Below are 22,499 nucleotides of genomic sequence, written 5' to 3'. Positions count from 1 at the left end.
TGCCCGCGGGCCTTGCCGCCAGCCGTCATTCGCATCTTTGCGAAGCCACTGGCATTTATCACAAATTGACGTCGATGAAAGCGCCAAGCCGCCACCCGGCCCCTCAGCGCCGCGACCGCCAGGCATAGAGCCCCGCGACCCCCACCAGCGCCAATGCCAGTCCGTACCACGTCAATGCGTATTGCAGATGATTGTTGGGCAGCTCGAACTGGGTCACCCCGCCCACGGGAAAGCCGCCCGGATTGGGCGTGGCGTCGGCATCGACGAAGAAGGGCACGAGGGTTCCGGGCGCGACACCCGCGCTCGCCGCCATGGCGTCGAGGTCCTTCCAGTAGAACACGTTCTTGGCAAGATCGTTGTCGGGGACGAGCGAGGACGGCTTGCCGGCCAGCCTGTCGCGGGCAAGCCCGGTGACGGTCCGCTCGCCCGCCGCCTGCCCGTCCGGCCGCGTCGCGGGCTCCTTCAGGTCATAGGGAACGAAGCCGCGGTTGACGAAGACGGCGCGGCCGTCGGCAAGGCGCAGCGGCGTATAGACGTGATAGCCGGACCGGCCCGCATAGGTCGCCAGGAAATGGCGTTCCCGGTCGTTCTCGAAGGTGCCGGTCACGGTCACGGGGCGGTATTCGATATCGGCGCCGCCTGCCTTCATCGCCTCGATGGCAGAGAGCGGAACGGCGGCCTCGGTGCGCCGCTCGGCGATGTCGGCGAGCAGTTTCTCCTTCCAGGCGAGCCGCTGCATCTGCCAGGTGCCGAGCGACAGGAGCACGGCGAGCGCGGCCAGAAGGACGAGGCCGGAAAGGACCGCCCGGAGCGGGCGGCGGCCGGGCTGCCGCACCGGTTCAGCCACGATCACCCTCGTGATCGGTCCGGCGGTCGATCTCGCCGGGGCGGGCGTTGTTCCTGTACTGCAGCGCGATCAGCACGCCCTTGAGCATGCGCGTCAGCGCCAGGCCGAAGGCGATGGCGAACGGGATCCACAGGATGAAATGCAGCCAGAGCGGCGGGCTGTAGCTGACCTCCATCCACAGTGCCGTGCCGACGACGACGAAGCCGACGATCAAAAGCACGAACACGACGGGCCCGTCGCCGGCATCGATGAAGGAATAGTCCAGCCCGCAGGCGGCGCACTCCGGCTTCAGCTTCAGGTAGCCGTCGAAGAGCTTGCCGTGCCCGCACCGGGGGCAATGGCCGCGCAGTCCGGTCGAAACCGGATCGACCGGCGGATAGAGGGCCTTGTCTTCATTCATGTCACGCTCCATTGCGGTCGTCTGTCAACGGTCCGCGAATACGAAAACGGCCGCATTGCTGCGGCCGCCACGTTCGATCGCATCACGCCCTCACATATGGGCGACCGGTGCGCCCCATCCGCCCCAGATGTAGATGGCGAAGAAGAGGAAGAGCCAGACCACGTCGACGAAATGCCAGTACCAGGCGGCGGCTTCGAGGCCAAAATGCTGCTTGGGCGTAAACGCACCGTTGATGGCGCGAAGCAGGCAGACCAGCAGGAAGACCGTGCCGACGAAGACGTGGAAGCCGTGGAAGCCGGTCGCCATGAAGAACGTCGCGCCGTAGATCGAATCCTTGAAGGCGAACGGCGCGTGCATGTATTCGTAGATCTGCACGAAGGAGAAGAGCACGCCGAGCAGCACGGTCAGCGTCAGGCCGTTGACCAGGCCCTTGCGGTCGTTGTGCAGGATCGCGTGGTGCGCCCAGGTCACGCAGGTGCCCGAGAGCAGCAGGATGACGGTGTTGTAGAGCGGCAGGTGCCAGGGGTCGAGGACCTCGATGCCCTGCGGCGGCCAGACGCCGCCGGTGTGCTCCACGCGGGTCGCCTGGATGGCTTCGCCGGGGAACAGGCTGGCGTCGAAGAAGGCCCAGAACCAGGCCACGAAGAACATCACCTCCGAGGCGATGAACATGATCATGCCATAGCGCAGGTGCAGGGAGACGACGCGGGTGTGGTGACCCTCGTTGCCTTCCTTGATCGTGTCCGCCCACCAGCCGAACATGGCATAGAGCGTGATCGCCAGCCCGATGATCATGATCCAGGGGTTGGCCATCTCGATGCCGAACAGCTTCAGCGAACCGCCGGCGTGATAGCGCATGTAGACGATGCCGCCGAGCGCAAGCACGAAGGCGCCGATCGACGACAGGAGCGGCCACGGGCTCGGATCTATGATGTGGTAGTCGTGATTCTTCTGATGCGCATCCGCCATGTCAGTCATCCCCGAATGTCTCCATTGTCGCTTCCGGCGTTGCCGTCGGAAACGCTTGTCTCCTAGAGCTTGTCCGTATCCTTGCCGCCCGCATCCGTCACCGAAGCCACGGGCTTCGTCCTCTCATGCGGGAAGAAGGTATAGGAAAGCGTTATCGTGTGGACGTTCTTCGTCTCCACCGGCTCGATGATCGCCGGATCGACGAAGAAGAGGACCGGCATTTCCATCTCCTCGCCGGGCTCCAGCGTCGTCTCGGTGAAGCAGAAGCACTGCACCTTGTTGAAATAGGCGCCGGTCGCCTCGGGCGTGACGTTGAAGGTCGCCTGCCCGGTCGTCGCGACCGTCGAATTGTTGCGGGCACGGTAGTTCACCATGACCGTCTCGCCGATCTTCAGCTCGATCTCGCGCTGCACCGGCTCGAAGGCCCAAGGCAGGCCCGGGCCGGTATTGGCGTCGAAGCGGACCTTGATCGTCTTGTTCAGGATGACGGAGGAGGCCTGCTCGACGCGCTGCGTCGTGCCGCCATAGCCCGTCACCTTGCAGAACATCTCGTAGAGCGGCACGGCGGCATAAGCCATGCCGAGCATGCCGACGACGAAGGTCAGGCACACCGCGACGACCGTCCCGTTGCCCGACTTCTTCGTCCCGCCCGTCTCGTTGCTTGCCATGTCTCAGCCCACCATTCCGCCGGCGATCTTGACCAGCGTGATGACGTAGAAGAGCGCAACCAGGGCCGCGAGCACGACGGCAAGCGCGATGTTGCGGCCGCGTCGCGACTTCTTCTGCTTGTCGCTCAGGGTGACCATTTCCATCAGAGGCTCCATCCTGCGGCCATCAGGGCGCGATCGATCATCAGGCCGGCGAAGATGGCGAAGAGGTAGAAGATCGAATAGGCGAAGAGCTTCTTCGCCGGGACCATGGCGCGGTCGCCCTCGGGCATGCGCAGCACGCCGACCGAGTACCAGACGAAGACGGCGCCCATGGCGGCGGCGAAGATCCCGTAGCCGAGGCTGGCAAAGCCAAGACAGCTCGGCACGACGGAGATGATCGCCGTGAGCACGGCATAGATCATGATCTGGTGCTTCGTCGTCTTCTCGCCGGCGACGTTGGGCAGCATCGGCACGCCGACGTCGGCATAGTCCTTCATCTTGAACAGCGCCAGCGCCCAGAAATGGGCCGGCGTCCAGAGGAAGGTGATCAGGAAGAGGACGATGCTCTCGACCGAGACGCCGCCGGTGACGCAGGCCCAGCCGATCATCGGCGGGAAGGCGCCGGCGGCTCCGCCGATGACGATGTTCTGCGGCGTCGAGCGCTTCAGCCACATCGTGTAGATAACGGCGTAGAAGAAGATGGTGAAGGCGAGAAGGCCGGCCGACAGCCAGTTCACCGCAAGCCCGAGGATCGCGACCGAGAAGGCCGACAGCGTCAGCCCGAAGGCGAGCGCCTCGCGCGGACGGATCCGGCCGGAGGGAATGGGGCGCTTGGCGGTGCGCGACATGACCGCGTCGATGTCGGCGTCGTACCACATGTTCAGCGCACCGGAAGCACCGGCGCCGACGGCGATGCAGAGCAGGGCAATCACCCCGATGACCGGGTTGATGTGGCCGGGCGCCAGCACCAGGCCGGCAAGGGCGGTGAAGACGACGAGCGACATGACGCGCGGCTTCAGAAGCTCGAAATAATCGCGCGCAGTCGCCTCGGAGAGGACAAGGTCCCCGCCGTCGACAGCCGCTTCGTGATGATCGATGATTGCCATTTGCCTGTCGCTTTTCCTGGCCGGGTCATCCGGCCCCCAAGGTGCGAGGCCGCCGCGGGACGGCGGCCTCCATGTTCGATCCGGATCCTACTTGATCTTCGGAAGCTGTTCCCACTGGTGGAACGGCGGCGGCGAGGACAGCTGCCATTCCAGCGTGTTCGCACCTTCGCCCCAGGGGTTGTCACCGGCGAGACGCTTCCTGGCGAAGGCGTCGAAGACGCCGTAGAGGAAGATCAGGACGCCGATGCCCGAGATGTAGGAGCCGTAGGACGATACCATGTTCCAGCCGGCGAAGGCATCCGGATAGTCGATGTAGCGGCGCGGCATGCCGGCGAGGCCGAGGAAATGCTGCGGGAAGAACACCAGGTTCACGCCGATGAACATGACCCAGAAGTGCAGCTTGCCGAGGAACTCGGAATACATGTAGCCGGTCATCTTCGGGAACCAGTAGTACCAGGCTGCGAAGATGGCGAAGACGGCGCCGAGCGACAGCACGTAGTGGAAGTGGGCGACCACGTAGTAGGTGTCGTGCAGCGAACGGTCGAGGCCGGCATTGGCGAGCTGGACGCCGGTGACGCCGCCGACGGTGAACAGGAAGATGAAGCCAATCGCCCAGACCATCGGCGTGGTGAAGCGGATCGAGCCGCCCCACATCGTCGCAATCCACGAGAAGATCTTGATGCCGGTCGGAATGGCGATGACCATCGTGGCGAAGACGAAGTAGCGCTGCGTGTCGAGCGACAGGCCGACCGTGTACATGTGGTGCGCCCACACGATGAAGCCGACGGCGCCGATCGCCACCATGGCGTAGGCCATGCCGAGATAGCCGAAGATCGGCTTGCGCGAGAAGGTCGAGACGATGTGGCTGACGATGCCGAAGCCCGGCAGGATCAGGATGTAGACTTCCGGGTGGCCGAAGAACCAGAACAGGTGCTGGAACAGGATCGGGTCGCCGCCGCCTTCAGGCGCGAAGAATGCCGTGCCGAAGTTGCGGTCGGTGAGCAGCATGGTGATGCCGCCTGCCAGGACCGGCAGCGAGAGCAGAAGCAGGAAGGCGGTGATCAGAACCGACCAGGCAAACAGCGGCATCTTGTGCAGCGTCATGCCGGGAGCGCGCATGTTCAGGATCGTGGTGATGAAGTTGATCGCGCCGAGGATCGACGAGGCGCCGGCGATGTGCAGGCCGAGGATGACGAAGTCCATCGCGGGACCGGGCATGCCTGATGTCGAGAACGGCGGATAGATCGTCCAGCCGCCACCCGCACCGTAGGCGCCCGCGGGGCCTTCGACGAACATCGACAGGAACACCAGCAGGAAGGCCGGCGGCAGCAGCCAGAAGGAGATGTTGTTCATGCGCGGGAAGGCCATGTCCGGCGCGCCGATCATGATCGGCACCATCCAGTTGGCAAAGCCGCCGATCAGCGCCGGCATGACCATGAAGAAGATCATGATGAGGGCGTGCGCGGTGGTGAACACGTTGAACATGTGCTTGCCGCCGTCGATGGCGGCATCGCCTTCGAAGCCGTAGACCATCTGGGCCAGACCGTGGAAGATCTGGATTCCCGGCTCCTGCAGCTCGGCGCGCATGGCGATCGAGAGCGCGCCGCCGATGATGCCGGCGATGATCGCGAAGATCAGATAGAGCGTCCCGATGTCCTTGTGGTTCGTGGAGAGGAACCAGCGGACGAAGAACGAGGGCTTGTGGTCGTGATGACCGTGGTGGTCATCGTGGGCAGCGGTTGTTCCGGCCATGGAAGGCTCTCCCTTGAATTACTGCGCGGCGTTCTGGGCGACGTCGACGGACTTCTTTTCTCCGTCGATGGACGCCATCAGAGCCTTGTTGGCCTCGCCGACATTGGTGGCCGCCGCAGCGAGCCAGGTGTCGAACTTCTCCTGCGAGACGACGCGGATCGCGATCGGCATGTAGGCATGGTCCTTGCCGCACAGCTCGGAACACTGGCCGTAGAACAGGCCTTCGCGGTCGGCCTTGAACCAGGTCTCGTTCATGCGGCCCGGGATGGCGTCGATCTTGACGCCGAAGGACGGCATGGCGAAGGCGTGGATCACGTCGGCGCCGGTGACGAGAAGACGAACGTGCTTGCCAACGGGAACGACGACTTCGTTGTCGACGGCGAGCAGCCGCGGATAGGTGGCGCGGTCTTCCTTGCCGAGCGCGGCGCGGTCGCCGTCCTGCAGCAGCAGGCTGTCGAACGAGACCGGAGCTTCGCCGACCTGGTACTCGTAACCCCAGTACCACTGGTAGCCGGTGGCCTTGACGGTCAGCTCCGGTTCACCGGTCGGGGCGAGCTGCCGGGTCAGGAGCTGGAACGAGGGAACGGCCAGAAGCAGCAGGATGATGACCGGGCCGATGGTCCAGATCACCTCGATTGTTGTGTTATGGCTGGTGCGCGAGGGAACCGGATTGGCGCGCTCGCGGAACTTGACCACGATAATGATAAGGAGAACCAGGACGAAGAGCGTGATCGGAACGATGAACCACAGGGTATACTGCTCGAACCAGCGAATTTCCTCCATGATGGAGGTGGCTGCGGGCTGCAGTCCCCTCTGCCAGTCGACCGGCTGGTCGGCGAGGGCGCCCGAGCCAAACAGCAGACAGCTCAAAGCCGCCAGCGCTGCAAAAACCTTGTTTATCACGTCATATCTCCCCAAAGCGTTTGATAGGGATCAAACGATTGCCGCAGAATCCCCGCTATGCTGACTGCTTAAAATCATAGTTTCCGGTTTGCCGCAACAGCGACAGGACTTTGTGCATGCGGCATTTTTGCGCAAAATCAAGTCTGCGGCGCAGCCATCCAGATTTTTGCCGGATTGTCTCTTAAAACGCGCGCGACCGATGCGGGAACACCCCTGCACAGGCGACCGCGCGGTGCGGACGGGCGGAACCGATGGCAAAGGCGCCGGAAAGCATGCGGGCGTCCAATTTCCGCCGTATAGACTGGAAAAGACGGCGGAGGGCTTTTCATTTTCGCCGGCGCTATTCAAGAATGGCGCGTGTGATTCGAGATTTCGAGGTATTCATGGGTTCCCGCTCCCCTTCGCGTCTGGCACGGGCGGTCCGCGCAATCGCCGCACTCGCCATCCTGGCGACCGGCACGCCGGCCCTGTCGCAGGCGCCCCAGCAGCCGGGCACGGTGAAGGCCAACCATGGCGCGTGGTCGATCGTCTGCGACCAGCCGGCCGGTGCTTCGGGCGAGCAGTGCGCGCTGATGCAGAACGTCATCGCCGAGGACCGTCCCGAGGTCGGGCTCTCCGTCGTCATCCTCAAGACGGCCGACCGCAAGGCGAAGATCCTGCGCGTGCTGGCCCCGCTCGGCGTGCTCTTGCCTAACGGGCTCGGCCTGAACGTCGACGGCAAGGACATCGGCCGCGCCTACTTTGTGCGCTGCTTCTCCGACGGCTGCTATGCCGAGGTGGTGCTCGAGGACGAACTCCTGAAGACCTTCCGCTCCGGCGCCACCGCCACCTTCATCGTCTTCCAGACGCCGGAGGAAGGCATCGGCATCCCCGTCGACCTCAAGGGCTTCGGCGAAGGCTACGACGCGCTGCCGTAGGATCATGGCTTCCTAGACAAGGGCCGTAGCCGGCCTCCGTCACGCCGGTGTCCGAGCCGGCCTGATGGCAGGTGGCGGTGTCGCGAGCCTGGCACGGTGAGCCCCCTCATCCGGCCCTTCGGGCCACCTTCTCCCCGAGGGGAGAAGAGGGAGATCGGGGCGGCGCCTCGTTCATCGGGGGCAGGTCCTCGCGATCCGTGTTTCGCCCCTGCCCTGCCTCGCTTCCTCTCCCCCACCTCACTCGCCTCCCTCTGCTTGCCCTGCCGGGGGTGAGCCTCTACATAAGCTGCCAATTGCCAATCCAGGAGCAGCCCATGAACACCGACCTGACCTCCCTGTTCGATGCCGACGAGGCGGCAGTGCGGGCGGTGCTCGCGCAAACGGTGAAGAATGCGGACGACGGCGAACTCTATCTGGAGCATGCGCAGGCGGAATCGCTGACTTTCGACAACGGGCGCCTGAAGGGCGGCAGCTTCAACACCGACCAGGGTTTCGGCCTGCGCGCCGTCGCCGGCGAGGCGGTCGGATACGCCCATTCCGGCGAGATGTCGCTTGCGGCGCTGAAGCGCGCCTCGGACGCTGCGGGCGCGGTCACCCGCGGCTATGCCGGCAGCTATGCGGCCGCGCCGCAGGGCACGAACCGCAGGCTCTACGGCCCGGAGAACCCGATCGGCAGCCCCGGCTTCGAGGAAAAGGTCGCGCTGCTGCAGGACATCGACGCCTATCTGCGCGGCAAGGACGCCAAGGTCCGGCAGGTGACGGCATCAATCTCCGCCAGCTGGCAGGTGGTCAACATCCTGCGCGCCGACGGTCACCGGGTTACCGACGTCCGGCCAATGACGCGCGTCAGCATCTCCGTCGTGGTCGGCGAAGGCGACCGGCAGGAAAGCGGTTCCTTCGGCATGGGCGGGCGGCGCGGCTTCGGCGAGTTCCTGACGACCGAGAGCTGGCAGCAGGGCGCCGACGAGGCGCTGCGCCAGGCGCTCGTCAACCTCGAGGCGATCGAGGCGCCGGCAGGCACCATGGACGTGGTGCTGTCCTCCGGCTGGCCGGGCGTGATGCTGCACGAGGCGGTCGGGCACGGGCTGGAGGGCGACTTCAACCGGAAGAAGACCTCGGCCTTTTCGGGCCTTCTCGGCGAGCAGGTGGCGGCCAGGGGCGTCACCGTGGTCGACGACGGCACGATCGAGAGCCGGCGCGGCTCGCTGACCGTCGACGACGAGGGCACGCCGTCCGGCTACAACGTGCTGATCGAGGACGGCAAGCTGGTCGGCTACATGCAGGACCGGCAGAACGCCCGGCTGATGGGCATGGAAGCGACCGGCAACGGCCGCCGCCAGTCCTATGCCCACACGCCGATGCCGCGCATGACCAACACCTACATGCTCTCCGGCGACAAGACGCCGGACGAGATCATCGCCTCGGTGAAGAACGGCATCTACGCCGTGTCCTTCGGCGGCGGCCAGGTGGACATCACCTCCGGCAAGTTCGTGTTCGGCTGCACCGAGGCCTACCTGATCGAGAACGGCAAGGTCGGCGCGCCGGTGAAGGGCGCGATGATCATCGGCAACGGGCCCGACGCGATGCGCCGGGTGACCATGGTCGGCAACGACACGAAGCTCGACACCGGCATCGGCATGTGCGGCAAGGCCGGCCAGAGCGTCCCCGTCGGCGTCGGCCAACCGCACCTGCGCATGGACCAGATCACGGTGGGCGGCACCAAGGCGTGAGCGGGGCCGCATGAGGCGCCGGAGGCCGCAACGAAGCGTTAACGGTCCGGATACCATGATGCTCCATAAAGGCGGCTGGGAGATCTGCCTACGGGAGCGCCGATGCCGACATTGAAAAATGTTATGCGCCGCAGCCTCAAGCATGCGGCCATAGCCGGTGGACTGGAACTGTCGAGCCTGGCGGGCCGGGCCGGGCTGATGTCGTCGGCGCGCGGGCGCGGCGCGATCTTCACGTTGCACCACGTCCGCCCGAAGACCGCGCACGCCTTCGATCCGAACGCCCACCTCGAAATCACCCCCGAATTCCTCGACGAGACGCTGACGCTGCTGGCCGCCGAAGGCTACCAGTTCGTGCCGCTGCACCACATGGAAGCGCGGATGGCGATCGCCCGGCCGGAGGAGCGCTTCGCCGCCTTCACGCTCGACGACGGCTACCGCAACAACGCCGTCCATGCCCAGCCGGTCTTCACCGAGCACCGCGTTCCCTTCACCGTCTTCGTCACCGGCGGCTTCTGCTGCCGCACGCACAGCATCTGGTGGGAGACGCTGACCGATCTGCTACGGGCGCTGCCGCATATCGAATTCGACTTCGGCTCCGGGCCGGTGACGCTGCCGCTGGCGACGACCTGGCAGAAGGACGCGGCCTTCAACCGCTTTGCCGCCTTCATCCAGTCCGGCGACGAGACGAGCCGCGTGGCGAGCCTCGACAGGGCGGCCAGGGCGCACGGGATCGATCCGCTGCTGATTACCGAACGGCTGATCATGCGCGAACCGGAACTGAAGAGCCTGGTGCTGAACCCGCTCGCCACGCTCGGCGCGCACACGATCAGTCACCGGGCGCTTGCAAGGCTGGAGGAGCACGAGGCGCTGGAGGAGATGCAGGCCTCGGCCGAGCGTATCGAGTGCATCACCGGCGTGCGTCCCCTCACCTTCGCCTTCCCCTATGGCTTCGGCGGCACGGTGACGCCGCGCGAATACAAGCTGGCGGCCGAGGCGGGCTTCAAACTGGCGGTGACCACCATGCCCGGAACGCTGGAGCATCGCAGCTTCGACACGCCGACGGCGCTGCCGCGCATCTCGGTGAACGGGCTCTACCAGAAGCGCAAGTATGTCGCAGCGCTGGCGTCGGGCATCCCCTTCCGGCTGATGGGCCGCTAATACCAACCTGCACTGATATTGACCGATTGCGCCGGAGCGATTTTGGTCTGCGGCCAGGAGAAAACCGCAGTCGGACCTGTCGGTCCGGCGAAGATTTTCGACGCCGTCCGCAGTCCAAAAGCGCCCGGCCCTCCGGGTGGGCCGCCTGTCGGCCACCGGCGGCGTCGCAATCCTCGACCGATGCTAAGGCATCGCTCTGCGGTATGCTCCTTGCCGGATGACCGCAGGCGGTCCCACGCAATCGGTCAATATCAGTGCAGGTTGGTATGAGGCGGGCGGGCGCCGGCCCGCGCGCCTGCATCCGCCCGGTCGTCGTCAGGCGACCTTGAGGGCACCGGATATCTCGGCCACGGTCGCCTTTTCGGCATCGCTCACCGGCGTGCCGCCGAAGCCCATGAACCCGCCTTCCTTGGCGGCTTCCGCCACGCTCTGGCTGATCTGCAGCAGCCAACTCTTGAAGCCTGCCGCATCGGCCGGCGCCTTGGCGTCGACGATCGCGGCCGCCTGCCGCACCGCCTCGATGCAGCGCGTCTTGATCTCGTCGGGCTTGGCGCCCTTCAAGGTCGCCGAAAGCCCGTCGCGGGCGGCATTGCGGTCCTCCGAGCGCTCGAAGGCTTCCACGATCGCCGTCGAAAGCGGCGTCGCGCCCGTCCCTTCCTTGGCGCCGAGCAGGGCGCGGCTGCTGGCCATTCCCTCCTTCAGCATGCCCCAGAGCCCGCTCGGATCGGCTGCGGTCACCGCGATCCCGGCCGCCATCACGCCCTGCATCAGCTGGTTCCATTCCTCGGCACTGAACGTCGACTTGTCAGCCATGGCTGAGCCTCCTTCTGTGGTGTCCTGGTCTCGGGAACGGCGCAGGGAAGGACCGCCGGCCGGGGGCCGGCGGTCATCCGTCATCGCCTCAGGGCGCCAAAGCTGCGAGCTTCGGCTTCAGCGCATCGATCGCGGGCTTGAGGATGTCCGAGACGCCGGGGATCGCCAGCACCTTCTCGAACAGCGCGTCGAGTTGCGTCATCGCCGGCTTGACGATGCCGGAGAGGGCCGTCTTCTGCTCGGCCGTCATCTGGCCCAGCATGCCGTTGATCCTGTCGAAGGTCGAGGACGCGGTCTGGATCTGCGTCGCCGCGGCCTGCGCAGTCGTCGCGTCGGTCACGCCGTTCAGGGTCGTCTGCAGGCCCGACAGCGTATCGGTGACCTCCTTGCCGACATCGACCCCGCCGATCATGAGGCCGCCGGCCGGCGCCGGCATGGCCGGGGCTTCGGTCTGGGTCGGAGCAGTCGGGGCGGGTTCGGCCGGCGCAGGCTCAGCCGCAGGCTCCGGCGCGGGCGCGGGTTCGGGCGCCGGCTGGGTCTCGGTCTGGGCCGGTGGGGTGGGTTCCGGCGCGGTCTCCGCCACCCGTTCCGCCGGACGGCCGAACAGATAGTAGAGGATCGCCAGCAGCGCGAGGGCCGCGATGAGCCAGTAGAGCCAGTTGCTGCCGCTGCGGGTGGCCGTGGCCGCCGCCGTCGAGGTCTGCCGGGCGGCCGCGGACGCGGCTGCCGCCGAACGGGCGGCGGCATCGCCTGTCGCAGCCGCTGCCGTGCGCGCCGATCCGCCGAGCGAATCGAGCAGGCCGGTGCCGCCCAGCAGGTCCTTCAGGCCGGAGGGCATCGCGGCGGCGATATTGTCCTTCTCGCCGGCAAGCAGGCCGGCAATCCCGTTGGCGCTGAGATCGCCGCCGACCTTCTTGGCGATGCCGCTCATGACGAGGGGGGCGACCATGCCGAGCAGCGAACCGCCGGCGTTCGGCCCGAGGCCGGAATAGTTGCCGACCGCGTTTGCCAGCGTGCCGCTGGTGCTTCCGCCGAACAGCGACGAAAGCAGCTGTACGCCGCTCTGCGTGAGCGAACCGGGGCTGCCGCCGCCCGAAAGGAGGCCGCCGAGATTGTCGAGCACACCGCTCTGCTGCCTGGCCGCATCGGCGAGCTTCTGCGCTCCGCCCGGCTGTGCCGCGACACCCGCGAGCCCCGCCAGCACCGCCGGCACGGCGGCCGCCACGCCCCGCTGCACCTTGTCCGTATCGAGGCCCAGCGCGGCCGCAATCCGGGCGATCGTGTCGGGGGTCAGAAACTGCATGAGATAGGAAACGAGATTGCTGGCCATTGAACTCTCCTCCGCGCCACGTCTTGGGCCCATGCCTTGGGTCCATGTCTTGGATTGAGTCTCGCCCTTCGATGCGTGCGCCCGCTTCACGACGGGAAACGCGCGCACGGTCCTCCCGACCGCGGGCCTGTATCGCCTTGCTGCTGCACGAAAATATAGCACACCAATGGGAGTTGTATACCTGCCGCCCGCAGGCGCGGCGCGGCCGGCTCGAGGCACGGGCGTCACGGGAGAAGGACGCCACCGGTCGACGGCCGCCCCCCGATCGTCAGGCGAGCGGGGAGGCTTTCGCCGCCGTCACGGGTACATCCGCACCTTTTCCCAGCCCTCGCCCTCGGCCGCGGTGCGGCGGAATTCCACCCGGTCGTGCAGGCGGAAGGGGCGGTCGTGCCAGAACTCGATCGACACCGGCCTTATGCGGAAACCGGACCAGTAGGCCGGGCGGGGAATGTCGCCGATGGCATAGCGGGCGGTATATTCCGCCACCGCCTTTTCCAGCGCGAAACGGCCCTCCAGCGGCCGCGACTGCTTCGACGCCCAGGCGCCGATGCGGCTGCCGCGCGGGCGGGAGGCGTAGTATTCGTCGGCCTCGGCGTCGGAGACGACCTCGACGGGGCCGCGCAGGCGCACCTGCCGGCGCAGCGACTTCCAGTGGAAACACATGGCCGCCTTGCCTGCACCCACGATTTCCTGGCCTTTCTGGCTTTCGAAATTCGTGTAAAAAACGAATCCGCGTTCATCGAATCCCTTCAGGAGAACCATGCGGACATTCGGCAAGCCTGAGGCGTCCACGGTCGCAAGCGCCACGGCGTTCGGATCGTTCGGCTCGCTTTTTCCGGCATCGGCAAGCCACTTCGCAAACAGGGAAAAGGGCTCGCTTTCCTCGGTGAAGTCACCGGTTGTTAACTCAATATCGCTCATATTTGAATCCAATGCCGACTTTCCGGTCCGTTGGGCTTGCGGGAGTTGAAGTCATAGCAAAGTCGCGACGGGAGACAATGACATTGTGGACGATGCGGTCACGGCTGCCGATACTGGCACTCTGTGCCCTGCCGCTTGCGGGCTGCATGGCGGGGGGACTAGACCTCGCTTCCGACATGAAAGTGGACAAGGCCGTCAAGACCAGCGCCGTTCCGGGGCAGAAGAGCGACAACACCTCCGATGCCGCGACGGTGCGCAACGCCGTCTCCTCTGCGGATCTCGCCCGCAATGACGGCGGCCCGATCCCCTGGGCGAACACGGTTTCCGGCAGCGCCGGCGTGGTGACCGGGCTCGCCGAACTCAACGACGATGCCGGCCGGACCTGCCGGGACTTCACGACGACGCTTCATTCCTATGCCGGGATCGCCAACTACGACGGCCGCGCCTGCGTCGGCGGCGACGGCATCTGGACGCTGACGCGCTTCGACCGGCAGGGATAGCGCCGCCCTGCCCATGCCCCTGACGCCGGCATGCATAGGCCGCCCCTGGCGCGCTAACGACTTGTACACCATATGCGATATGCGCCCCTGTCCCGTAACCAACGGTTAGGGCGTTGCCCGCATCATCGATCCCCGCGGGTGGAACGGGAGCCCGGACAACGGGCTGGAAGGCTCCGAAGGATTGAGGCAGGGACGGGTATATGTTGATGCGTGATCCGTATGCGGTGCTGGGCGTCAAGCGCGACGCGGGGCAGGAGGAGATCAGGGCCGCCTGGCGGGTCCTCGCCAAGTCCGTCCATCCCGACCAGAACCAGGACGACCCCTTCGCCACCGTCCGCTTCACCGAAGCCGGCAGGGCCTACGACCTGTTGCGCGACCCGGAAAGGCGCAGCCGCTACGACCGCGCCCATCGCGACGCGGAAGTCCGCCGCGAGATGGAACTGCGCCGGATGGAGCAGATGCGCCGCCAGCAGACCGCCCGCAAGGCGCAGCCGGAGCCGGCGGCAGCGGCCACCGAGAGCGCGGAGGACATGGTCTCGCGCATCTTCGGCGTCGACGCACGGCAGCAGCCATCCGGCAAGGCGGCCAATCCCTCCCCTTCCGCGCAGCCCGCAGCCGCAGCCCCCGCCCCGCGGCAAGCCGCCGCCAAGGCACAGCCGGAACCTGCGGCCGACGAGCCCGAGGCAAAGCCGGTCGCCCCGCGGCGCACCGTCGCCGCCGCCGACATCTTCACCGGCATCATCCGCCGCATCCGCGGTTCGCGGGCAGCGGTCGAGAAGGCGCCGGACCTCGCCTGCGACATCACCGTCACGGTTTCCGACCTCCTGAAGCAGGCGCGCATGCCGCTGGAGGTCAACGGCGAGACGCTGCGGGTCCATCTCGCCCCGGGCACCACCGAGGGTACCGCCGTCCGCCTGCGCGAGCAGGGCCACCGCATCAACGACCTCAAGCGCGGCGACGCCGTCGTCACCGTGCGCCTCGCCCCCGGCCCGTTCCGGGTCGACGGTTTCGACCTTCGCACGGCACTGCCGGTGACGATCGAGGACGCCGTGCTCGGCTGCGAGACCAGTATCGAGGGGCCGGACGGGGAGACGCTCGCGGTCACCGTTCCCGCCTGGACCAGTTCCGACCAGGTGATCCGCCTGGAGGGCCTCGGCCTGTTCGACGCGGAGGGGGGGCGCGGCCATATCCTGGTCGAAACGCGGCTCCAGCTCTGGGACAAGCCGGACGCTAAGATGATCGACCTGATGCGCAGCCTGCGCGAAGGCCTCTATCTGTGACGTTTCGATGAAATCGCACCCATTGTTACGGGCGCTAACAGTTCCTGAACCGGGCCAGCTTGAACCACAATGCGGCGTGTGCCATAGGCTCAAATCGAATTAAATGAGCAAGGGACATTCCATGGTTCAGGTATCCGGTCTGATGAGCGGGAAGCGCGGCGTCATCATGGGCGTGGCAAATAACCGCTCCATCGCGTGGGGTATCGCCAAGGCCGTTCGCGCGCAGGGTGCAGACGTTGCCCTCACCTATCAGGGCGACGCGCTGAAGAAGCGCGTCGAACCGCTCGCAGCGGAACTGGGCGGCGTGCTCGCCGGCCACTGCGACGTCAGCGACGAGGCATCGATCGACGCGGTCTTCGACAACCTTGAGAAGATGTGGGGCAAGATCGACTTCCTCGTGCACGCGATCGGCTTTTCCGACAAGGACGAACTGACCGGCCGCTACGTCGACACGACGCCCGAGAACTTCGCCAAGACGATGCAGATCTCCGTCTATTCCTTCACCGCGGTCGCGCGCCGCGCCGAGAAGCTGATGACGGACGGTGGCTCGATGCTGACGCTGACCTATTACGGCGCCGAGAAGGTCATGCCGAACTACAACGTCATGGGCGTCGCCAAGGCGGCCCTCGAGGCGAGCGTGAAGTATCTGGCCGTCGACCTCGGCCCGAAGAACATTCGCGTCAACGCGATCTCGGCCGGCCCGATCAAGACGCTGGCTGCCTCCGGCATCGGCGACTTCCGCTACATCCTGAAGTGGAACGAGTACAATGCGCCGCTGCGCCGGACCGTGACCATCGAGGAAGTGGGCGACGTCGGCCTCTACATGCTGTCGGACCTCGCGCGCTCCGTCACCGGCGAAGTGCACCATGCCGACAGCGGCTACCACGTCGTCGGCATGAAGGCGGTCGACGCGCCCGACATCTCGGTCATCAAGGACTGAGGCAGACCCTCGGAGCGCCATCGTGCTTGTCTACATGATCCGCCACGGCCAGACTGACTGGAACGCAGAGGGCCGTCTGCAGGGTCAGAAGGACATTCCGCTGAACGATACCGGGCGCCGCCAGGCGTCCGGCAACGGGCTTGCGCTGAAGGAAATCCTCGGCGACGCGGCCTCCGGCTTCGATTATGTCGCAAGCCCGCTCGGGCGCACGCGCGAAACGATGGAGCTGGTCCGGGCGGCGATGGGCCTCGACCCCCTCGCCTACCGCACCGACGATCGGCTGGTCGAGGTCTGCTTCGGCGACTGGGAAGGCTTCACCATCTCCGAGCTCAAGCAGACCGTGCGCGACAAGGTCAAGGCGCGGGCGCGCTCGAAATGGGACTTCATCCCGCCCGGCGAGAACGCCGAGAGCTACGAGATCCTGTCCTGGCGGGTGGGTTCGTGGTTCAACAACATCGAACGGCCGACGGTCTGCGTCAGCCACGGCGGCGTGTTCCGGGCCCTGTTCAAGTTCGCCGGCATGCCGCTCGTCGATGCCGCCAATGCGGCGATCCACCAGGACCGCATCCTCAGGGTCGACGACAGCGGCGCGGCCTGGCTCTAGACGGGCCTATCAGCGGAACCGAGACCCATACTTCCGGCGAAACGGCCTTCGGCGGCTACTGGATGATCTCCAGGTCGTCGATGACGCGCTTGCCTTCGACCTCGGTGTAGAACACCAGCACCTTCACGCCCGGCTGCAGACCTTCGAAATTGAACTCCTCCGGCGCCTGGTACTTCTTGCCGTCGTCGAGCGACAGGCTGAGCCCGTTGGTATCGACGCCGGTGATGACGGCCTCGACGTCTGCGCTTTCGGCATACACGGCCGTCAGCGGCGCAAGGATGCCGGCCGCTGCGAGCAGCACGGCCACTACATAACGCATCTTGTGACTCCTCTTTCCGGAATCGTTGTTCCTGTCAGGCACGCTTGATGCCCCTCGAATATGGCGAAATTCGCCCCCCGTGGCCCCCGATGCCTGATGGATGCCCGCAAACGGGCCGGACCACAACCCCTCGCGGCGACGATCCACGTCCGAATTTCAATGGCTTGCGATGCCAGAAGCCGGGTCGTGCATCAATGCAATCTTAATCGACGCTTGCCTACTGTGCTGCAACGCAAGGGGAACCGGGCTTGACGCAGCCGACAACCACAAGACGCAGACTGAAGACCGTCGCCGATTGGGCCAGACCGTCGCTGCTGCCGGCGGCGATCGCCGCGACCGTCATCTTCGTTGCCGGCCACGCCTACGAGAAACAGGACGAACGGCTCTACCGCAACGAACTGCACGCGCGCGTCGCCAACGAGCTGACGCTGATCAGCGCAAGGCTCGAAGGCGAGATCGACAAAAGCGTGTCGGCCCTTCGCGGGCTTGCCAACATGTTCGCCGTCTCGCCGCACCAGGCCGCGTCGCAGTTCGACGTGGTGGCGCGCAAGCTGATGGTGCAGAACGTGCAGCTCCGACGGGTTGCGGCGGCGCCGGACGGCGTGATCGCGCAGACCTTCCCGGAGGCTGGCAACGAGCGCTACCGGGGTACGGACCTCAACCGGTTCCGCTCCTTCCGCGTGGCGGCCGAGACCAACCGCGCCTTCGGCCGGCCGCTGATGCTGGGCCCGGTGCAATTGCCGGACGGCAGCCGGGCCTTCAACCTGTTCATTCCCGTCTTCGGCACCGACAGGGGCGCCTTCAACTTCTGGGGCTATATCGAGGGCGTCATCGACGAGCGCCGGATCTATACCGACGCCGGCCTCGTCACGCCCTCGGACGGGCGCAAGAGCGAGCAGTGGCGGGGCGGCGCCGCCATCAGCCTTTCCATCCGCGACGTCAGCGTCGCCGGCAACGTCCAGGACCCGTTCTTCGGCGATCCCGAGATCTTCAACGGCGAATCGGTGCGCCGCACCGTCGATTTTCCGGGCGGCAACTGGGAACTGGCCGCGGTTCCGGCCGCGGGCTGGGAGACGCCGCCGGGCAATACCAGCTACGTGCGCACGCTCACCGCCGGCGCCGCCCTCGTCATCATCCTGCCGATCTTCATCACCGGCGGCCTCGTCAGCGAGCGGCAGCGCCACCTTGCCGGCATGAGGGCGCGCGAGACGGAGATCCGCGCGCTGTCGCAGCGGCTCGACCTCGCGCTGGCGGCGTCGAAGACGGGCATCTGGGAAATCTCGCTGGACGAACAGCGCCGCACCTGGGACCGCCAGATGTTCTGTCTGCACGGGCTTGCCGAAGGGGAGCCGCCGAGCGACAAACTCTGGCGCTCGGTCGTCCATCCCGACGACCTTGCGGCAGCGGATGCGGCGGCCGTGTCAGCCATTCACGGCCAGTCGGGATACTTCTCGCAGTACCGGGTGTGGCTGCCGGACGGCGGTATCCGACATATCCGCAACGTCGGTTCGCTCCTGACGATCGACGGCCAGGCGAAGCTGCTCGGCATCAGCTGGGACGTGACCGAGGACGTGCTTCTCAACGACCGGCTGAAGGCGGCGAAGGAAGAGTCCGAGCGCGCCAAGGCGCTGGCCGATGCGAAGAACACCGAGCTGGAACTGGCCAAGAACCGCATCGAGCACAACGCCCTGCACGATCCCCTCACCGGCCTCGGCAACCGCCGCAAGCTCGACGAGCATCTCGGCGCGATCGCGATCCGCAGCGTCGCCGGGGACGTCGGCATCGGAATCCTGCACATCGACCTGGACCGGTTCAAGCAGATCAACGACACGCTCGGCCATGCCGCCGGCGACGCGCTGCTGGTGCATGTCGCCAGGATCCTGAGCGAGGCGGTGGCGCCGGGCGACCTGGTCGCCCGCATCGGCGGCGACGAGTTCGTGGTCGTCGTCGGCGACCGCAACAGCCGCACCGACCTCTCCACCCTGTCCATGCGCGTGATCGAGCTGATGCGCCAGCCGGTCGAATATAACGGCCACATGTGCCGCTTCGGCGTCAGCATCGGGATCGCGGTCGGCAGCGGCAGACGGATCGACACGCGCAAGCTGCTCGTCAACGCCGATATCGCCCTCTACCGGGCCAAGGCCCAGGGACGCAACCGCCACGAGTTCTTCGATGCCGTCATCGAGGCGGAGATCGTGCGCAACAAGCGCACCGCCGACGACATCCTCAGCGGGATCGAGAACAACGAGTTCATCCCCTACTACCAGCCGCAGATCTGCGCCCGCACGCTCGAGCTCGTCGGCGCCGAGGCGCTGATCCGCTGGCGTCATCCCGAGAGCGGCATCCTGGCGCCGGCCCGGTTCCTGGCGATCGCCGAGGACCTGAACGTCACGGCGACGCTCGACCGCATCATGCTGGAAAAGGCGCTGATCGACCGCAGCCGCTGGCTGGCGAAAGGCGTGCCGCTGCCGAAGATCTCCGTCAACGTCTCCGCCCGCCGGCTCCGCGACGAGACGCTGGCCGACAGCCTCTCGGGGCTCTCGATCCTTCCCGGCCAGATCTCCTTCGAACTCGTGGAGGCGATCTTCCTGGACGAGACCGACGACATCGTGCTGAAGAACCTCGAGCGCATCAAGGAACTCGGCATCGACATCGAGATCGACGACTTCGGCACCGGGCACACCTCCATCGTCAGCCTGCTGAAACTGAGGCCGAAGCGGCTGAAGATCGACCGGCAACTGGTCGCGCCGATCCTGAGCTCGCGCCACGAGCAGGCGCTGGTGCGCTCGATCATCGAGATCGGCCGCTCGCTCGGCATCGAGATCGTCGCCGAGGGCGTGGAGACGATGGCGCATGCCGAAATGCTGAGCGCGCTCGGCTGCGACCTCCTGCAGGGCTACGCCTTCGCCAGCCCGCTGTCGCGGGAGGAATTCCAGTCCTACGCGCTGGAGGAGCGCTGGAGAGCGGCCTCCTGAGCGGGTCCGCCCGGGTCTTTGCGGGGGATCGCCGCCTTGCCGTCAAGAAACGCTTCAACTTTGCCGCAATCGGCACTATGAGTGCCGCCGGAAGGTCGGCTGCCGGCGGCGGCCGCGCAAGACCGCTTGCATCGGGCAGGAATTCATGTCGCACAATACTTTCGGCCAATTTTTCCGCGTCACCACCTGGGGTGAAAGCCACGGACCGGCGCTCGGCTGCGTCGTCGACGGCTGCCCGCCCGGCCTGCGCTTCACGCTTGCGGAGATCCAGGCCTGGCTCGACAAGCGCAAGCCCGGCCAGTCGCGCTTCGTCACCCAGCGCCGCGAGGACGACCTGGTGCGGGTGCTCTCGGGCGTGATGGCGGACGAGGACGGCGAGACGCTCGTCACCACGGGCACGCCGATCTCGATGATGATCGAGAACACCGACCAGCGCTCCAAGGACTATTCGGAGATCGCCAAGCGCTATCGCCCCGGCCATGCCGACTATACCTACGACGTGAAGTACGGCATCCGCGACTACCGCGGCGGCGGGCGCTCGTCCGCGCGCGAGACCGCGGCACGGGTGGCGGCCGGCGGCATCGCCCGTAAGGTCGTGCCGGGCGTGACGGTGCGTGCCGCGCTGGTGCAGATCGGCAAGCACAGGATCAACCGCGACAACTGGGACTGGAGCGTGGTCGACACCAATCCGTTCTTCGCGCCGGACCCGGCGATCGTCCCGGTCTGGGAGGAATATCTCGACGGCATCCGCAAGGCCGGCTCCTCGGTCGGGGCCGTCGTCGAGGTGGTGGCGGACGGCGTTCCGGCCGGGATCGGCGCGCCGATCTACGCCAAGCTCGACCAGGACATCGCCGCCAACCTGATGTCGATCAACGCGGTCAAGGGCGTGGAGATCGGCAACGGCTTCGGCGCTGCCGAAATCACCGGCGAGGAAAACGCCGACGAGATGCGCATCGGCGCCGACGGCAAGCCGGTGTTCCTGTCCAACCATGCCGGCGGCATCCTCGGCGGCATCGCCACCGGCCAGCCGGTGGTGGCGCGGTTCGCGATCAAGCCGACCTCGTCGATCCTGACCGAGCGCCGCTCGATCGACAGTGACGGCAACGAGGTCGACGTGCGCACCAAGGGGCGGCACGACCCCTGCGTCGGCATCCGCGCGGTGCCGATCGGCGAGGCCATGGTTGCCTGCGCGATCGCCGACCACTATCTGCGCGACCGCGGCCAGACCGGCCGGCTGAAATAGACACGACACGATCAGGAGAGACCAGGATGTCCTTTGACCAGAAGCGCGTAGTCGATGCCATCCGGGCGTTCGAGGCGGGCGAGATCGTCGTCGTCACCGATGATGGCGGCCGGGAGAACGAGGGCGACCTGATCGTCGCCGCCGTCCACTGCACGCCCGAGAAGATGGCCTTCATCGTCCGGCACACCTCCGGCATCGTCTGCACGCCGATGCCGCGCGAGGAGGCCAAGCGGCTGAACCTTGCGGCCATGGTCGCCGACAACGATTCGGCACACACGACGGCGTTCACGGTCTCGGTCGACTTCAAGCACGGCACGACCACCGGCATTTCCGCCGACGACCGGACGCTGACGGTGCGCAACCTCGCCAACCCGAACGTCGGCGCGGCCGACTTCGTCCGCCCCGGCCACATCTTCCCGCTGGTCGCCCGCGAGGGCGGGGTGCTGATGCGGTCCGGGCATACCGAGGCCGCCGTCGACCTGTGCAAGCTCGCGAGCCTGCCGCCGATCGGCGTGATCTGCGAACTCATCAACGACGACGGCACCGTGATGCGCGGGCCGCAGGTCGAGGCGTTCGCCGACACGCACGGCCTGAAGCAGATCTCCGTCGCCGACCTGATCGCCTACCGCCAGCGCAAGGAGACGCTGATCGAGAAGGGCACCACCTTCGAGATCGACACCCCGTTCGGCAAGGCCAAGGCCACCACCTACTCGCTGCCCTGGGACCCGATGCAGCACATGGCCGTCGTCTTCGGCGACATCCGCGACGGGATCGACATCCCGGTGCGGCTGCATCTGGAGAATGTCGGCGAGGACGTCTTCGGTGCCGGCCGGGCCATCGAGGCCATCATGAAGCGGATCGCCGAGCACGGCCGCGGCGTGGTCGTCTATCTGCGCGAAGGCTCCGTCGGCGTCGGCGTGTCGCGGACGGCCCGCAAGGGCCATGCCGACCGCGAGGGGCATAGCGAGGCTGCGGCGCGCGAGCACGAATGGCTGGAGATCGGCCTCGGTGCGCAGATCCTGAAGGATCTCGGCATCGGCTCGATCCGGCTGATGGCGTCGCGCGAGCGTCACTATGTCGGGCTGGAAGGGTTCGGCATCCGGATCGCCGCCACGGACATCTGCTGACCGAATACCCCCTCG

22 protein-coding genes are annotated in these 22,499 nt (G+C 66.5%); 10 read left to right on the top strand and 12 right to left on the bottom strand.

Features of this window, described 5'->3' with window-relative positions; genetic code table 11:
- Positions 1-103: 103 nt before the first annotated feature.
- The 8 genes from OCK02_RS04750 to coxB form a co-directional block, all read right to left on the bottom strand.
- The gene (locus OCK02_RS04750; RefSeq protein WP_412178767.1) at positions 104-850 is read right to left on the bottom strand and encodes an SURF1 family protein; all 747 of its coding nucleotides are present in this window, start codon (positions 848-850) and stop codon (positions 104-106) included.
- Positions 840-1,247 carry a DUF983 domain-containing protein gene (locus OCK02_RS04745; RefSeq protein ID WP_263811808.1) on the bottom strand — a complete coding sequence of 136 codons (408 nt, stop codon included), beginning with the start codon at positions 1,245-1,247 and terminating at the stop codon, positions 840-842. Before OCK02_RS04745 ends, OCK02_RS04750 begins: the two co-directional genes overlap by 11 nt.
- Positions 1,248-1,337: 90 nt before the next feature.
- On the bottom strand, positions 1,338-2,216 hold the full coding sequence (locus OCK02_RS04740) for a cytochrome c oxidase subunit 3 (protein ID WP_263812201.1): 879 nt from the start codon (positions 2,214-2,216) through the stop codon (positions 1,338-1,340).
- Between the two features lie 62 nt (positions 2,217-2,278).
- On the bottom strand, positions 2,279-2,884 hold the full coding sequence (locus tag OCK02_RS04735) for a cytochrome c oxidase assembly protein (protein ID WP_263811807.1): 606 nt from the start codon (positions 2,882-2,884) through the stop codon (positions 2,279-2,281).
- A 3-nt stretch (positions 2,885-2,887) separates the two neighbouring features.
- Positions 2,888-3,028 (bottom strand): hypothetical protein, encoded by a 141-nt coding sequence (locus OCK02_RS04730; protein WP_230802956.1) that lies wholly within the window; start codon positions 3,026-3,028, stop codon positions 2,888-2,890.
- Positions 3,028-3,972: a heme o synthase gene (locus OCK02_RS04725; protein ID WP_263811806.1), complete on the bottom strand. Its 945-nt coding sequence runs from the start codon at positions 3,970-3,972 to the stop codon at positions 3,028-3,030. Before OCK02_RS04725 ends, OCK02_RS04730 begins: the two co-directional genes overlap by 1 nt.
- An 87-nt stretch (positions 3,973-4,059) precedes the next feature.
- Positions 4,060-5,724 carry a cytochrome c oxidase subunit I gene (gene ctaD / locus OCK02_RS04720; protein WP_263811805.1) on the bottom strand — a complete coding sequence of 555 codons (1,665 nt, stop codon included), beginning with the start codon at positions 5,722-5,724 and terminating at the stop codon, positions 4,060-4,062.
- Between the two features lie 18 nt (positions 5,725-5,742).
- Positions 5,743-6,627 carry a cytochrome c oxidase subunit II gene (coxB, locus tag OCK02_RS04715; protein WP_230802953.1) on the bottom strand — a complete coding sequence of 295 codons (885 nt, stop codon included), beginning with the start codon at positions 6,625-6,627 and terminating at the stop codon, positions 5,743-5,745.
- Positions 6,628-7,010: 383 nt separating this feature from the next.
- Here coxB and OCK02_RS04710 point away from each other — a divergent pair, with 383 nt between their 5' ends.
- The 3 genes from OCK02_RS04710 to OCK02_RS04700 all read left to right on the top strand — a co-directional run bounded on the left by OCK02_RS04710 (position 7,011) and on the right by OCK02_RS04700 (position 10,432).
- The gene (locus OCK02_RS04710) at positions 7,011-7,544 is read left to right on the top strand and encodes an invasion associated locus B family protein (RefSeq protein WP_230802952.1); all 534 of its coding nucleotides are present in this window, start codon (positions 7,011-7,013) and stop codon (positions 7,542-7,544) included.
- Between the two features lie 314 nt (positions 7,545-7,858).
- A complete protein-coding gene (gene tldD / locus OCK02_RS04705; RefSeq protein ID WP_263811804.1) occupies positions 7,859-9,274 on the top strand; it encodes a metalloprotease TldD in 1,416 nt (471 codons plus the stop codon).
- A gap of 123 nt (positions 9,275-9,397) precedes the next feature.
- Positions 9,398-10,432 (top strand): polysaccharide deacetylase family protein, encoded by a 1,035-nt coding sequence (locus OCK02_RS04700; protein ID WP_263811803.1) that lies wholly within the window; start codon positions 9,398-9,400, stop codon positions 10,430-10,432.
- A 315-nt stretch (positions 10,433-10,747) separates the two neighbouring features.
- On the opposite strand, the gene OCK02_RS04695 is transcribed toward OCK02_RS04700, so the two are convergent.
- The 3 genes from OCK02_RS04695 to pdxH all read right to left on the bottom strand — a co-directional run bounded on the left by OCK02_RS04695 (position 10,748) and on the right by pdxH (position 13,496).
- Positions 10,748-11,245 carry a hypothetical protein gene (locus tag OCK02_RS04695; protein ID WP_230802948.1) on the bottom strand — a complete coding sequence of 166 codons (498 nt, stop codon included), beginning with the start codon at positions 11,243-11,245 and terminating at the stop codon, positions 10,748-10,750.
- 88 nt (positions 11,246-11,333) lie between these two features.
- On the bottom strand, positions 11,334-12,575 hold the full coding sequence (locus tag OCK02_RS04690) for a DUF937 domain-containing protein (protein WP_230802947.1): 1,242 nt from the start codon (positions 12,573-12,575) through the stop codon (positions 11,334-11,336).
- 297 nt (positions 12,576-12,872) lie between these two features.
- Complete coding sequence (pdxH, locus tag OCK02_RS04685; protein WP_263811802.1) at positions 12,873-13,496, bottom strand: pyridoxamine 5'-phosphate oxidase; 624 nt, start codon at positions 13,494-13,496, stop codon at positions 12,873-12,875.
- A gap of 77 nt (positions 13,497-13,573) precedes the next feature.
- On the opposite strand from pdxH, the gene OCK02_RS04680 reads away from it, so the two are divergent.
- From OCK02_RS04680 to OCK02_RS04665, 4 genes are all read left to right on the top strand, one after another.
- On the top strand, positions 13,574-13,996 hold the full coding sequence (locus tag OCK02_RS04680; RefSeq protein WP_263811801.1) for an RT0821/Lpp0805 family surface protein: 423 nt from the start codon (positions 13,574-13,576) through the stop codon (positions 13,994-13,996).
- Between the two features lie 206 nt (positions 13,997-14,202).
- Positions 14,203-15,276, top strand: coding sequence for a DnaJ C-terminal domain-containing protein (locus OCK02_RS04675; protein ID WP_412178750.1), 1,074 nt, complete (start codon positions 14,203-14,205; stop codon positions 15,274-15,276).
- 121 nt (positions 15,277-15,397) lie between these two features.
- On the top strand, positions 15,398-16,216 hold the full coding sequence (gene fabI / locus OCK02_RS04670) for an enoyl-ACP reductase FabI (protein WP_263811799.1): 819 nt from the start codon (positions 15,398-15,400) through the stop codon (positions 16,214-16,216).
- Between the two features lie 22 nt (positions 16,217-16,238).
- A complete protein-coding gene (locus OCK02_RS04665) occupies positions 16,239-16,820 on the top strand; it encodes a histidine phosphatase family protein (protein ID WP_230802942.1) in 582 nt (193 codons plus the stop codon).
- A gap of 55 nt (positions 16,821-16,875) precedes the next feature.
- Here OCK02_RS04665 and OCK02_RS04660 read toward each other — a convergent pair whose 3' ends face one another.
- Positions 16,876-17,139 (bottom strand): DUF1344 domain-containing protein, encoded by a 264-nt coding sequence (locus tag OCK02_RS04660; RefSeq protein WP_230802941.1) that lies wholly within the window; start codon positions 17,137-17,139, stop codon positions 16,876-16,878.
- Between the two features lie 248 nt (positions 17,140-17,387).
- Between OCK02_RS04660 and OCK02_RS04655 the strand changes: the two genes are divergently transcribed.
- The 3 genes from OCK02_RS04655 (at position 17,388) to ribB (ending at position 22,484) form a co-directional block, all read left to right on the top strand.
- Positions 17,388-20,114, top strand: coding sequence for an EAL domain-containing protein (locus OCK02_RS04655; RefSeq protein WP_263811798.1), 2,727 nt, complete (start codon positions 17,388-17,390; stop codon positions 20,112-20,114).
- A 145-nt stretch (positions 20,115-20,259) separates the two neighbouring features.
- A complete protein-coding gene (gene aroC / locus OCK02_RS04650; protein ID WP_263811797.1) occupies positions 20,260-21,357 on the top strand; it encodes a chorismate synthase in 1,098 nt (365 codons plus the stop codon).
- A 26-nt stretch (positions 21,358-21,383) separates the two neighbouring features.
- Positions 21,384-22,484 (top strand): 3,4-dihydroxy-2-butanone-4-phosphate synthase, encoded by a 1,101-nt coding sequence (gene ribB, locus OCK02_RS04645; protein WP_230802938.1) that lies wholly within the window; start codon positions 21,384-21,386, stop codon positions 22,482-22,484.
- Positions 22,485-22,499 lie beyond the last annotated feature (15 nt).

This window comes from Rhizobium sp. TRM96647 (genome assembly GCF_025780115.1).
Taxonomy (GTDB): domain Bacteria; phylum Pseudomonadota; class Alphaproteobacteria; order Rhizobiales; family Rhizobiaceae; genus Mycoplana.
Note: the sequence above shows the minus strand (reverse complement) of the source record. Positions and strands in the feature narration are given on the sequence as shown.

Coding starts and splice junctions, on each gene's coding strand:
- OCK02_RS04675 (WP_412178750.1), top strand. CDS start 14,203: ATGCGTGATCCGTATGCGGTGCTGGGCGTCAAGCGCGACGCGGGGCAG.
- OCK02_RS04700 (WP_263811803.1), top strand. CDS start 9,398: ATGCGCCGCAGCCTCAAGCATGCGGCCATAGCCGGTGGACTGGAACTG.
- OCK02_RS04730 (WP_230802956.1), bottom strand. CDS start 3,028: ATGGAAATGGTCACCCTGAGCGACAAGCAGAAGAAGTCGCGACGCGGC.
- pdxH (WP_263811802.1), bottom strand. CDS start 13,496: ATGAGCGATATTGAGTTAACAACCGGTGACTTCACCGAGGAAAGCGAG.
- OCK02_RS04735 (WP_263811807.1), bottom strand. CDS start 2,884: ATGGCAAGCAACGAGACGGGCGGGACGAAGAAGTCGGGCAACGGGACG.
- ctaD (WP_263811805.1), bottom strand. CDS start 5,724: ATGGCCGGAACAACCGCTGCCCACGATGACCACCACGGTCATCACGAC.
- fabI (WP_263811799.1), top strand. CDS start 15,398: ATGGTTCAGGTATCCGGTCTGATGAGCGGGAAGCGCGGCGTCATCATG.
- OCK02_RS04710 (WP_230802952.1), top strand. CDS start 7,011: ATGGGTTCCCGCTCCCCTTCGCGTCTGGCACGGGCGGTCCGCGCAATC.
- ribB (WP_230802938.1), top strand. CDS start 21,384: ATGTCCTTTGACCAGAAGCGCGTAGTCGATGCCATCCGGGCGTTCGAG.
- OCK02_RS04740 (WP_263812201.1), bottom strand. CDS start 2,216: ATGGCGGATGCGCATCAGAAGAATCACGACTACCACATCATAGATCCG.
- OCK02_RS04680 (WP_263811801.1), top strand. CDS start 13,574: ATGACATTGTGGACGATGCGGTCACGGCTGCCGATACTGGCACTCTGT.
- OCK02_RS04745 (WP_263811808.1), bottom strand. CDS start 1,247: ATGAATGAAGACAAGGCCCTCTATCCGCCGGTCGATCCGGTTTCGACC.
- tldD (WP_263811804.1), top strand. CDS start 7,859: ATGAACACCGACCTGACCTCCCTGTTCGATGCCGACGAGGCGGCAGTG.
- OCK02_RS04695 (WP_230802948.1), bottom strand. CDS start 11,245: ATGGCTGACAAGTCGACGTTCAGTGCCGAGGAATGGAACCAGCTGATG.
- OCK02_RS04690 (WP_230802947.1), bottom strand. CDS start 12,575: ATGGCCAGCAATCTCGTTTCCTATCTCATGCAGTTTCTGACCCCCGAC.
- OCK02_RS04725 (WP_263811806.1), bottom strand. CDS start 3,972: ATGGCAATCATCGATCATCACGAAGCGGCTGTCGACGGCGGGGACCTT.
- aroC (WP_263811797.1), top strand. CDS start 20,260: ATGTCGCACAATACTTTCGGCCAATTTTTCCGCGTCACCACCTGGGGT.
- OCK02_RS04660 (WP_230802941.1), bottom strand. CDS start 17,139: ATGCGTTATGTAGTGGCCGTGCTGCTCGCAGCGGCCGGCATCCTTGCG.